Origin of the sequence: Streptomyces sp. GQFP (assembly GCF_021545335.1) — a bacterium.
In the GTDB taxonomy this organism is placed as follows: Bacteria; Actinomycetota; Actinomycetes; order Streptomycetales; family Streptomycetaceae; genus Streptomyces.
In genome coordinates, this window is record NZ_CP089312.1 from 1,171,509 (window position 1) to 1,184,840 (window position 13,332).

The following is a 13,332-nucleotide window of genomic DNA, read 5'->3' on the forward strand; positions in this document are numbered from 1 at the left end:
CCTGCCGGTGACGCGCCCCATGGTGTCGGCCCGGCCCGACTTGCGCCATGTGAACCGGGCCACTAGCAGCCATCAAACCCACGTCTAGAGCAGATCGGCCCGCGCGGGACTGTCGTCGACCGGGTCGTCGAAGGACTCGTCGTCGAGGAAGCCGCCCGACTGGTGCTGCCACAGCTTGGCGTACGCGCCCTCCGTCGCGAGGAGTTCCTGGTGCGTGCCCTGCTCGACGATCCGGCCGCGGTCGAGGACGACGAGCCGGTCCATGGAGGCGACCGTGCTCAGCCGGTGCGCCACCACGAGCGCCGTCCGCCCCTCCATGAGCCGCCACAGCGCCTCCTGGACGAGGATCTCGCTCTCGGAGTCGAGGGCGCTGGTGGCCTCGTCGAGCAGCAGGATCGGCGCGTCGCGCAGGATCGCCCGGGCGAGGGCAACCCGCTGGCGCTGTCCGCCGGAGAGTTTGACCCCGCGCTCGCCGACCATGGTGTCGAAGCCCTCCGGCAGCGCGTCGGCGAACTCCGTGACGTGGGCCGCCTCGGCCGCGCGGCGGATCTCGGCGTCGGTGGCGTCCGGGCGGGCGAACGCGATGTTGTCCCGCAGGGTGCGGTGGAACATCGCCGGGTCCTGCGGCACGTAGGCGATCAGGCTACGCAGGTCCGTCTGGCGCAGTCGGCTGATGTCCTGGCCGCCGATCAGGATCCGGCCGGAGTCGATGTCCGTCATGCGCAGCAGCAGTCTGCTGAGCGTGGTCTTGCCGCCGCCGGAACGGCCGACGAGCCCGATCCTCGACCCGCTGGGCACGGCCAGGTCGAGTCCCTGGAAGAGCGGTTCCGCGCCCGCGTGGGCGAAGGTCACGTTCTCGAAGCGGACGTCGGCGGCCCGGGACAGCAGGGCCTCCGGGGACTCCGGGTCGAGCACGGTCGGCGACGTCAGCAGCAGCTCGGTGAACTGCGCGGCCTCCGTCATCGAGCTTTCGAGGCGACGGTAGATCTGGTTGAACTCGAACATGATCCGCGTCGCGTTCGAGTAGTAGGTGAAGGCGACGACGACCGCCTCCACGCCGTGCCCGCCTCCGGCCAGGGTGACCGCGAGCAGCAGGCCCAGGGCGTTGGTCAGCACGGACAGGGGCGCGACCAGCGTGTCGATGCGCAGGTTGCCGTAGTCCCACGACCGCAGCATGAGCCGCCGCGAGGCCGCTACGCGGGACCGATGCTCGGCGGCCTCGCGCTCCTCGGCGGCGAACGCGCGGACCGTGTCCATGTTCATCAGGCTGTCGGCGACATGGCCCGAGACCCGGGCGATGGCCTCCTCGCGCTTGTTGACGATCGCCTGACGGCGGCGGATGAGCGGCACCACGCACACCGCCGTCAGCGCGATCATCGCCAACAGGCCGACGACCAGCAGCGGTTCATAGCGCCACAGCACCACCGACCCGAACAGCAGCGGCACCAGACTGCCGACGACCTGGAACGTGATCGTGTCGACGAACTCCTCGAACCGGGAGGCGAAGCTCAGGACCCGTTTGGTCAGCGACCCGGCGAAGTTGTCGTGGAAGAACGAGGCGTCCTTGGCGAACAGTTCGTCCATGCCGATCACGTACAGATGCTCGATGCCCCGGGCGTCGACGCGGTTCAGACAGTGCAGGCCCCCGCGCCACAGCACCTCCGAGAGCAGCAGGACACCGCCGAAGCCGAGGACGTACGGCAGCGTGGCGCCGACGCTGATCCCGTCCTCGCCCGCGATACGGCCGACGAGCTTCGCGACGATCAGCGGCGCGATGTAGTTGATCCCGATGTTGCCCAGCGCCGGCAGCAGCATCGCGGGTACCGTCAGCCGCCGGAGGCGGGCCAACTCCCGTCCGTAGTAACGAAGTGCGAGGAGCACCGAGCCCTTGCCCGGCGTGACCCCGCGCGATTCAGACGATTCCATGCCAATCCTGTGGTGTCGAAACGGCGGCCCGGTACGCATTTCGGGCATCGCAGTGTCCCGCGACGGCGCCGGGGCAGTCCAAGCGTTTTTCTCGGCCACGGACTTGGCCGACAACCCAGCCAACAGGGGGCCTTGCAGGGGCGACGTATTCTCCGGCCATGGCTGACACCGAACCGATGCGGCTTCCCGACATGCCGCTGCACGATCCGTTCGTCGTCGCCGACGCGAGGACCTGCACCTATCACCTCTACACGTCCAACGACCCGTCCGTGTCGGGCGTGGACGGCACCGGCACGATGGTCTACCGCAGCCCCGACCTGCGCGACTGGACGCGCCCGGTCGTGGCCTTCCTCACCGCCGAGCAGCAGGGGATCTGGGCGACCGACGGCGGCTGGGCGCCGGAGGTCCACGAATGGGGCGGCCGGTACTACCTGTTCACGACACTCCACAACGAGGACAGACCGCTTCCGCTGCCTCCGCCCAACCAGTGGGGTACGCCGTTCCAGGTCCCGTCCTACATGCGCGGCACGATCACAGCTGTGTCCTCCGCGCTGCTGGGCCCGTTCACCGTCGTAGACCCCGCGCGCCCCACCCCACCCGCGAACCTGATGACCCTCGACGGCACGCTGTACATCGATCCGTCCGGGCAGCCGTGGATGGTGTACGCACACGAGTGGCTGCAAACGATCGACGGAACGATGGAGGCGATCCGCCTGGCCCCGGACCTGTCCCGCACGATCGGAGACCCGGTCTTCCTCTTCAAGGCCTCGGACGCGTCCTGGATCACCGAGGAGATCCCCGCAGGCCGGCCGCATCAGCTCGCGCCCTATGTCACCGACGGCCCGCAGCTCCACCGCACCCCTGACGGCTCCCTGCTCATGCTGTGGTCGACGTACGAGAAGAACATGGCCGGCAAGGACGGGACGATCAGCGGCGGTTACGTGCAGACCTACGCCACCTCGAAGTCGGGCGGCATCGAGGGGCCTTGGCAGCAGCACCGGCCGCTGGTCCGCGAGGACAGCGGCCACGGCATGCTCTTCCACACGTTCGACGGCCGGCTGATGATGATCCTCCACCGCCCCTTCGAGAACGCGCGGGGCAAGCTGTACGAGATGGAGTTCGCCGGCCAGGAGCTACGGGTGCTGCGCCGCCGCGCCGACCTGGACGGCGGCGGCTGACGCACCAGAACAATGCGCAACGCCGGTCTTCGGAACATTCGATCATCGGGGGGACCTGGCCTTACGCTCAATACCGTTGCTCTGCAAGGAGATTGACGGAGGGTCGGGTACATGACGCGCGACGAGCTGATCCGGCCGCTACCCGAACTGCTGAAGGCGCACGCCGAGAGGTCGCCGTCGCGGGTGGCGTACGCCGACGACGAACGGGACGTCACCTACGCCGAGTTGGAGCGGCGCACCGGTCAACTGGCCGCGTATCTCGCGGGGGCGGGTGTGCGGCGCGGGGACCGGGTCGCGATCCTGCTGGGCAACCGCGTGGAGATGGTGGAGAGCGTCCTCGCCGGCGTCCGGGCGGGAGCGGTCGGCGTACCCCTCAACCCCCGGTCCTCGGACGCCGAACTGGCCCATTTCCTGGAGGACAGCGGGGCCTCGGTCGTCGTCACCGACCGCACGCACCTGGCCCGCCTCAACCGCGCGGGGGGCCGTACGCGCGTCCTGCTCACCGGCACGGATCCCGTGCCGTCGGACGCCCCCGAGGGCACGGCCCTCTTCGAGGCGGCGGCCGGGGCGGAGCCCGCCGTACCGCCCCGCGACGATCTCGGGCTCGACGAGCCGGCCTGGATGCTCTACACCTCCGGCACCACCCACCGGCCCAAGGGCGTGCTGTCCACGCAGCGTGCGGCCCTGTGGTCGGTGGCGGCCTGTTACGCGCCGATCTTCGGGCTCTCCCCCGAGGACCGGCTGCTCTGGCCGCTCCCGCTGTTCCACAGCTTCGGGCACTCGCTGGCGATCCTGGGGGTCACCGCGGTCGGCGCGAGCGCCCGGATCACCGGCGAACTGCTGCCTCCCGGCGGCCTGTTGAGGGAGCTGCGCACGCCTCGCGCGTCGCTCGGCGGCTCCTACACCGTCCTGGCCGGGGTGCCCGCCGTGTACCACCAGCTGGTGGCGTCGGCGGCCGAGGACACCTCGCCCGTACTTGCTCTGCGGACGTGTGTCGTGGCGGGCGCCCCGAGCGCGCTGGCCCTGCGACGGGCGGTGGAGGACCTGCTGGGGGCGCCGCTGCTCGACGCGTACGGCAGTACCGAGACCTGCGGGATGATCGCGGTGAACCGGCCGGACGGGCCGAGGGTCGACGGGTCCTGTGGGCCGCCGGTCCCGGGGATGGACGTCCGGCTGGTCGATCCGGGCTCCGGCAACGATGTCGCGGACGGCGACGAGGGCGAGATCTGGGCGCGTGGGCCGAGTCTGATGACCGGGTATCACCATCAGCCCGAGGCGACGGCGTCCGCGCTGCGGGACGGCTGGTACCGCACCGGTGACCTGGGGCGACGTGTCGCGCACGGGCATCTCACCCTCACCGGCCGGGTCAGCGAGCTGATCATCCGGGGCGGGGAGAACATCCACCCCACCGAGATCGAGCAGGCCCTGCTGCACTGTCCCGGCGTGCGCGACGCGGTGGTGGTGGGCAGGCCGCACGACGTCCTCGGCGAGGTCCCGGTGGCGTACGTCGTTCCGGGACCGGACGGGTTCGACCCTGGGCGGATACTGGCCGCGTGCCGGGAACGGCTGGCCGCGTACAAGCTGCCCGTCGAGATCCACGAGATCGCGGCCGTCCCGCGTACCGCGTCCGGCAAGATCACCCGCCACGCGGTCCTGCCGGACCTGGCCCGACCGGTACCCGAGGTCCGCCCCGCCTCCCCGACGGCGACCGACGGTGCCCTGCGCCGGCGCCTGCTCGCTCTCCCGCCGGAGGGAAGGGAACGCGCCCTGCGCGAGGTGGTGCTCGCGGAGACGTCCGCGGTGTGCGGCGACGGATCATATGAAGGATACGAAGGGCTCGACGCCGACGGATCGAACGAGCGGCCGGACGCCGACGGTCCACGTGAACAGCCCGCCGCCGACAGTCGGCGCGAACGGCTCGACGCCGCCGGCCCGCGTGAACGGCTCGACGCCGACCGCCCGTTCACCGATCTCGGGCTGACGTCCGAGGGAGCCGTCACGCTGATCGAGCGGCTCGGCGAGGCGACCGGGCTGCGGCTCCCGTCGACGCTGGTCTTCGACCACCCCACTCCGGACGCCCTGACCCGGCACGTGCACGACATCCTCTTCACCCCGGCGCCCGAACCCGTGCCGCACGTCCGCTCCGCGACGGAAGCGGACGACCCTGTGGTGATCGTCGCCATGGGCTGCCGTTACCCCGGCGACGTGTACTCCCCCGAGGACCTGTGGGACCTGGTGGTGGAGGGCCGGGACGCGGTCTCGGGCTTCCCCACCGACCGGGGCTGGGACCTGGCCGCCCTGTACGACCCGGACCCGGACCGGGTCGGCACGTCGTACACCCGCAGCGGCGGATTCCTGCACCGGGCCGCCGAGTTCGACGCGGGCCTGTTCGGGATCTCGCCGCGCGAGGCACTGGCCATGGACCCGCAGCAGCGGCTGCTGCTGGAGACCTCGTGGGAGGTGTGGGAACGGGCGGGCATCTCCCAGGCGGCGCTGCGCGAGAGTGACACGGGTGTGTTCGTCGGCGTGATGCACGGGGACTACTCCACGCGCCTGGACAAGCACGACCTGGAGGCCCATCTGGCCCTGGGCTCGGCGGGCAGCGTGGCCTCCGGCCGGATCTCGTACGTGTACGGCCTGCGCGGGCCGTCGATCACCCTCGACACCGCGTGCTCGTCCTCGCTGGTCGCCCTGCACTGGGCGGCGCGGGCGCTGCGCTCCGGCGAGTGTTCCCTGGCCCTGGCCGGCGGGGTCACCGTGATGGCGACTCCCAAGGCGTTCACGGCTTTCAGTCGACAGCGCGCGCTGTCGCCCGACGGCCGCTGCAAGTCGTTCTCGGCATCGGCGGACGGCACCGCCTGGGGCGAGGGCGCGGGACTGGTGCTGCTGGAGCGGCTCTCCGACGCCCGTCGCAACGGCCACCCCGTCCTGGCCGTGCTGCGCGGTTCCGCCGTCAACTCCGACGGTGCGTCCAACGGCCTGACGGCACCGAACGGCCAGGCCCAACAGCGCCTGATCGCACGGGCGTTGGTCGACGCCGGGCTCGGCGCGGACGACGTGGACGTGGTGGAGGCACATGGCACGGGCACCACGCTGGGCGACCCCGTCGAGGCGAGCGCCCTGCTGGCCACCTACGGACAGGGGCGGGCCGTGGACGGGCCACCGCTGTGGCTGGGCTCGGTCAAGTCCAACCTGGGGCACACCCAGGCCGCCGCCGGTGTCGCCGGGGTCATCAAGATGGTGCAGGCCATGCGGCACGAGCGGCTCCCGCGCTCGCTGTACGCAGAGGAACCCAGCCCGCACGTCGACTGGTCGGCGGGCCGGGTCGAACTGCTGGCCGAGTCCCGCCCCTGGCCGGTGACAGGCTCCCGGCCGCGCCGGGCCGGCGTGTCCGCCTTCGGCATCAGCGGGACCAACGCCCACGTGATCCTGGAGGAGGCCCCGCCGGTCGTGGACGAGGCCCGGCCGACCCCAGGAGCGGCCCCTCAGACCGAGAAGGAGACTCTGCCGAACCTGGACGAGGCCCGGCCGAACCTGGACGAGGCCCAGCCGACCTCGGGGACGGCCCAATCGACCTTGAGCACGGCCCCGCCGACCTCGGGAACGGCTCAGCCGACCTCGGGCACGACCCAATCGGCCTCGGGCACGACCCAGCCGACCTCGGGCACGACCCAGCCGACCTCGGGCACGACCCAGCCGACCTCGGGCACGACCCAGCCGACCTCGGGCACAGCCCCGCCACCCCTCGGCAAGACCCCGCCGCCCCACGCCGCGCCGGGCGCCACGCGGCTCCCGGTTCCCTGGCTGCTCTCCGGCGCCGACGAGGCAGCCCTGCGCGTCCAGGCCCGCCGTGTCGCCGCTCACCTCGCGGCCCGGCCCCACCTCTCGCCCACCGACGTCGGTGTCTCCCTCGCCGTGTCGAGGTCCCCGCTCGCCCACCGGGCGATGGTTCCGGCCGATGACCGGGCGCGGATGCTGACCGCGCTGGAGGCGCTCGCCGACGGGAGGGGAGCGGATCGTGCCGTCGCCGATCCCGGCGTCCGTACGGCCTTCCTGTTCACCGGCCAGGGCTCTCAACGTGCCCGTATGGGTGCGGAGTTGCGTGCCGCCTTCCCCGCCTTCGACTCGGCGTTCGAGGAGGCCTGCCGGGCACTGGACGGCCGTCTGCAGCACCCTCTCGACGTGGTGCTGTCCGCGAAGCCGGGTACGCCGGAGGCCTCCCTGCTCGACCGTACGGACTTCACCCAGACCGGCCTGTTCGCCTTCGAGGTGGCCCTGTTCCGGCTGCTGGAGTCCTGGGGAGTACGCCCCGACTTCCTGGCCGGGCACTCCGTGGGGGAACTGGCGGCGGCCCATGTCGCCGGAGTGCTGGACCTGGCCGACGCAGCCGAACTCGCGGCGTCCCGGGGCCAGTTGATGCACGTCCTGCCGGGCGGCGGGGCGATGGTGGCGCTGCACGCGACGGAGGAGGAGGTCCTCGCCGAACTCCCCACGTTCGGCGGCCAGGTGGCGATCGCCTCGGTCAACGGACCACGTGCGGTGGTGATTTCGGGAGCGGAGGACGCGGTACTGGCCGTGGCGGCCGGGTTCGAGGCGCGGGGTCGCAGGACCGTCCGGCTGCGGGTCGGCCACGCCTTCCACTCGCCGCTCGTGGAGCCGATGCTCGACGGCTTCCGCCGGGTCACCGAGAGGCTGACGTTCCGGCCGCCGCGGATCCCGGTCGTCTCGGCCGTGTCGGGCCGCCCCGCCGAGGCCGGGGAACTGTGTTCGCCGGAGTACTGGGTACGGCACGCCCGTCTGCCCGTGCGGTTCGCCGACGCCGTGCGATGGCTCGGGGACAACGGGGTGTCGGCGTTCCTGGAGATCGGCCCGGGGCCGACGCTCACCGCCGCCGCCGAGGACTGTCTGACCGTCCCGGACAGCGAGGGCCCCGCCCCCGTGTGTGCCGCCGCCACCCGCGTCGGCGATCCCGAGCCGAAGAGCCTGCTGGCCGCAGTGGCCCGCCTCCACGTACGCGGAACGCGCGTCGACTGGCCCACCGTGTTCGCGGGCAGCGGTGCACGGCACGTGGACGATCTGCCGACGTACGCCTTCCAGCGGCAGCGGTACTGGCTGGACGCGCCGAGCACGCCCACCCTCGCCTCGAACCCGCACGAACACCCGCTGCTGGGACCGGCGTTCGCCGTACCGGACACCGGCCGGACGGTGTTCTCCGGCCTGCTCTCCACCACCACCCACCCATGGCTCGCCGACCATGTGGTCGGCGGAACGGTCCTGGTCCCCGCGACGGGGTTCGTGGAGATGGCCGTACGGGCGGGCGACGAGGTCGGCCTCGGCACGCTCGACGAACTCGTGGTCCTGGCCCCGCTGATCCTGCCCGCGGCCACGGGCGTTCGCGTCCAGGTCGTCGTGGGCCCGGCGGACGACTCCGGCCGACGCCCGGTCGACATCCACGCCCGGCCCGCCACGGACGACTCCGAGCCCGACTGGACCCGGCACGCCACAGGGCTCCTCGGCGGCACGGAAACCACCCGGCCCGAGTCGGAACCGACGGTGTGGCCGCCGCAGGACGCGACCGAGGCCGACCTCGCCGACGCGTACGACGGTCTCGCAGAGGTCGGCCTCTCGTACGGCCCGGCATTCCGGGGCGTACGGGCGGTCTGGCGGCGCGGCGACGAGATGTTCGCAGACGTCCGTCTGCCCGAGGCGGAGTCGGGGCACGCGAACCGGTTCGGGATCCATCCGGCACTGCTGGACGCGGCCCTGCACGCCCCGCTCCTCGCGGGCTCGGCGCCCGACTCCCGCACCGTCCGGGTGCCGTTCGCGTGGAACGGCGTACGTCTGTACGCGACGGGCGCGTCGGAGGTACGGGTACGGATCACCCAGAGCGGGACGGACTCGGTCACGGTCACGCTGACCGACCCGTCGGGACGCCCGGTGGCGCACGTGGACTCCATGACCACGCGTGAACTCCCCGCCGAGACAGTCGAATCGGCGGCCGATGTCGTGCGCCGGGCCCTGCTGCGTCCCGAGTGGACCGACGTCGAGGAGTCGGAGGGCGAGCGGCGGCCCGTGACCGGTGGACGCTGGGCGCTGGTCGGCCCGGACGAACTGGACCTGCGCGGAGCGCTTCCCGACCTCGTGGGGACCGACGCCCCCGAACCGGATACCGTCGTCGTCACGGCCGTCGACGGCGACCCGGGGGCGGACGCCGATCCACTGCCCGCCGCCGTACACCGGCTGACCGGCAGGGTGCTGCGTACCCTCCAGGACTGGCAGGACGACCCTCGGACGGCGGGCTCCCGTCTGATCGTGGTGACGCGGAACGCGACCGCACCCGAGCCGGATCCGGCCGGGGCCGCCGTGTGGGGGCTGGTGCGCGCGGCACAGGCGGAGCTGCCCGGACGTGTCGTCCTCGTCGACGTGGACGGGCGGCCGGAATCACTGCGGCTGCTCCCCGCTGCGGTGGCCAGCGCCGAGAGCCAACTCTCCGTGCGGAACGGGCACTTGGCGGTACCGCGCCTGGTCGCCGCCGGTGACCTCTCCGCCGAGGGCGGCAGCTTCGGACCCGACGGCACGGTCCTGATCACCGGAGGCACCGGCGCGCTCGGCGCGGAGGTCGCCCGCCACCTCGTGGCCTCCCACGGCGTACGGCACCTGCTGCTCACGGGTCGGCAGGGGCCTCAGGCGCCGAACGCCGAGGAACTGCGCGTCACACTGGAGGAGTTGGGCGCCGAAGTGCGGATCGTGGCCTGTGACGCGGCCGACCGTGCCGCGCTGGCCGAGGTGATCAAGGGGTCCTCGCCCGCGCTGACCGCCGTAGTGCACGCGGCGGGGGTGCTGGACGACGGTGTCCTCGCCGCGCTGACACCCGACCGGATGACGGCCGTGCTGCGGCCGAAGGTGGACGCGGCCTGGCATCTGCACGAGCTGACGCGGGACTTGGACCTGTCGGCGTTCGTCCTGTTCTCCTCGGTGTCCGGCCTGCTGGGCCGCGCCGGCCAGGGCAACTACGCGGCGGCGAACGCCTTCCTGGACGCCCTGGCCCGGCACCGCGCCCAACTGGGGCTGCCCGCCGTGTCCTTGGCCTGGGGGCCCTGGGACCACGGGGCCGGGATGGCCGGTGCCGCCGGTGCGGACACAGAGGTCCCGAGCCGGACGGTCGGCGCGCGTACGGGCGCGGGTGTCCCCCACCAGTCGCCCCGCGATGTGCTCCAGTCGCTCTCCGTCGAGCAGGGCCTGGCCCTCTTCGACGCGGCGCTGCGCGCGGGCGAGCCCGTACTGGCGCCGGTCCTGCTGGACCGGGGGGCTCTCAGGTCCGCCCAGGGACCCCTGCCGCCGCTGCTGCGCGGACTCGTGCCGCCCCGCAGGCCGGCCGCCGGGACCGGGGAGGGCGCCGGGACCGGCTCCTCGCCCGGTGCGGAGCAGCCCTGGGAGCCGGGCGCCTGGCGCAAGGTGCTGGCCGGACTGCCCGCCGCCCAACGGGATGACGCCCTCGCGGAGTTGATGCGCGCCGACGTGGCCACGGTCCTCGGCTACCCGGACGCCGACGCGCTGCCGGCCGGCAAGTCCTTCGCCGAACTGGGCTTCGACTCCCTGATGGCGGTCCAGGTCCGCAACCGGCTGAGCATGGCCCTGCGGCTGAGGCTGTCCGCCGCCGTGGTGTTCGAGCACCCGACGGCCCAGGGTCTGGCCCGCCACGTACTCGGTCTGCTGGACGACCTGCCCGACGTCGCACCGGAGCCGGAGCGCGCGCCCGCGGACGACCGGCCCGCGCAGACGCTCTCCTCGCTCTACCGGCGGGTCTGTGAGGCCGGGCAGGTGGTCGCGGCGATGCACATGCTGGTCACGGCCTCCTGGGCGCTGCCGACCTTCGGCCCGGACGCCGGCCGGGAGCACGCCCTGCCCCCGCTGCGGCGCGCCGACGGTTCCCAAGCCGGGCCGGTACTCGTCTTCCTCAACGGCTTCCACCCGCCCTTCGCCGCCCCCGGTGGTGAGTTCGCCGGATTCCACGCCCACTTCCAGGGCGAACTGGACGTCCTCGAACTCCCGCACCCCGGCATCGGGGCGGGCCCTGCCGTGCCCGCCGACCGGGACACGCTCGCCCGGACACACGCGGAGACGGTGCTGAGGCACGTCGACGACCGGCCCTTCGTGATCGTCGGCGTGAGCACCGGAGGCGCGGTCGCCCATGCGGTGACCCGGCGGCTCGAAGCCATGGGGAGGCCACCCGTCGGACAGGTGCTGCTCGACACGTACGTCATCAACGACGGCAACAGTGGCAAGGACTGGCTGCTGTCCCTGCCCGCCGTGATCGCACCTCGCCTCGGCGGAAACCAGTTCACCGGGGACGAGGACACCGGGGTGGCCGCGCTGGGCGCGTACACCCGGATGTTCCTGGACTGGAAGCCGGAGCCCGTCGCCACCCCGACCCTGCTGGTCCGGGCCACCGAGCCGACGCCCGCGATGGCCGCGGGCGCGGCCCCGGACGAGTGGCGGACCTCCTGGCCGCTGCCGCACACCCGGGTCGACGTCCCCGGCGACCACTTCTCGCTCATGCGGGAACACACCGCCACCACGGCGGCGGCCGTCCGCACGTGGATCGATTCCCTCGGCCGAACGGACGCCCCGTCGACGCCGAAGACAGAAACAGAAGGAGAGCGGTGAACCCCGACCACGAGACAGGGAAGACAGCGGAGACAGCAGCGACCGAGGAGTTCGACGTGATCGTCGTGGGCGGCGGCCCGGCCGGGTCGACCGCCGCCACGGCCGTCGCCCTGCGAGGTCACCGCGTCCTCCTGCTGGAGCAGCAGACGTTCCCCCGGTACCAGATCGGCGAGTCGCTGCTTCCCTCCACCGTGCACGGGGTGTGCCGCATCCTGGGCGTCGAGGAGGAGGTCGCGCGGGCCGGCTTCAAGACGAAGCGCGGCGGGACCTTCCGCTGGGGCCGGAACCCGGACCCGTGGCAGTTCTCCTTCGCCCTGTCCCCACGACTGGCCGACCCGACCTCTTTCGCCTACCAGGTCGAGCGCTCCCGGTTCGACGCGATCCTGCTGGACAACGCCCGCCGGGTCGGCGTCGACGTACGGGAGGACTGCCGGGTCAAGGGCGTGCTCGGCGACGAGGAGCGGGTGAGGGGCGTCAGCTGGACGGGCCCCACCGGGGAGACCCGCGAAGCCCGGGCCCGTTACGTCGTGGACGCGTCCGGCAACGGCAGCCGGATCCACGGCGAGGTCGGCGGCAGGCGGACCTACTCCGACTTCTTCCGGAACATCGCGGTGTTCGGCTACTTCGCCGGCGGCAAGCGGCTCCCGAAGCCGAATGACGGCAACATCTTCTGCGCCGCCTTCGACGAGGGCTGGCTCTGGTACATCCCGCTCCGCGACGACCTCACCAGCGTCGGAGCGGTGGTCGGCCGGGAGAACGCCGCCGCGATCCAGCGGGACCCGGTGACGGCCTGGCGCGGGCTGATCGACTCCTGCCCGGAGGTCCGGGACCTCCTGCACAGCGTGCCGCAGGCCACCGAGGCGCCGTACGACCAGGTGCGGGTCCGCAAGGACTGGTCGTACTGGAAGTCACAGCTGTGGCGGCCCGGCATGGTGCTGGTCGGCGACGCGGCATGCTTCGTCGACCCGGTGCTGTCCTCCGGAGTGCACCTCGCCACCTACGGCGCCCTGCTCGCGGCCCGCTCCATCAACAGCGGCCTCGCCGGAACCCTCGACGAGAGCCACCTCTTCGACGAGTTCGAGGCACGCTACCGGCACGAATACGGCCTGTTCCACGAGTTCCTGGTCTCCTTCTACGACATGCACCAGGACGAACGGTCGTACTTCTGGAAGGCCCGCAAGGTCACCCACGTCGACGCGACGGAAATGGAGGCGTTCGTCGAACTGGTGGGCGGACTGGCCTCCGGCGACACCTCCCTCGCCGGCCCCGGACAAGCGGGTACCCGGCTGACGGCCACCGCCTCGGAACTCGACCACGCGGTCGGCCGGCTCCCGGACTCCGACGGCCTGCGCAATCCGCTCTTCGAGTCCGCCTCGATCCGCCAGGTCTTCCAGGAGGGCACGATCCTCCAGGAACGGGGTGTCTTCGGCGGCCCACTGGAGAAGGAGACCCCGCTGCACCCCGGCGGCCTGATGGCCTCGGAGGACGGACTCACGTGGGTGGCCGAGTGAACCTGCCCCCATGCCAAAAGGGCCCCCACAGGCTCTCGCCTGTGAAGACC

4 protein-coding genes are annotated in these 13,332 nt (G+C 72.4%); 3 read left to right on the plus strand and 1 reads right to left on the minus strand.

Features of this window, described 5'->3' with window-relative positions:
• Window positions 1-84: 84 nt before the first annotated feature.
• Entirely contained in the window at window positions 85-1,926 is a 1,842-nt protein-coding gene (locus LUX31_RS05180) for an ABC transporter ATP-binding protein (RefSeq protein WP_235473450.1), read from the minus strand.
• 158 nt (window positions 1,927-2,084) lie between these two features.
• Between LUX31_RS05180 and LUX31_RS05185 the strand changes: the two genes are divergently transcribed.
• The 3 genes from LUX31_RS05185 (at window position 2,085) to LUX31_RS05195 (ending at window position 13,282) form a co-directional block, all read left to right on the plus strand.
• A complete protein-coding gene (locus tag LUX31_RS05185) occupies window positions 2,085-3,104 on the plus strand; it encodes a glycoside hydrolase family 43 protein (RefSeq protein ID WP_235473451.1) in 1,020 nt (339 codons plus the stop codon).
• A 111-nt stretch (window positions 3,105-3,215) separates the two neighbouring features.
• Complete coding sequence (locus LUX31_RS05190) at window positions 3,216-11,771, plus strand: type I polyketide synthase (protein WP_235473452.1); 8,556 nt, start codon at window positions 3,216-3,218, stop codon at window positions 11,769-11,771.
• Window positions 11,768-13,282 (plus strand): tryptophan 7-halogenase, encoded by a 1,515-nt coding sequence (locus LUX31_RS05195; RefSeq protein WP_235473453.1) that lies wholly within the window; start codon window positions 11,768-11,770, stop codon window positions 13,280-13,282. The genes LUX31_RS05190 and LUX31_RS05195 overlap by 4 nt, the downstream gene beginning before the upstream one ends.
• Window positions 13,283-13,332: the final 50 nt, after the last annotated feature.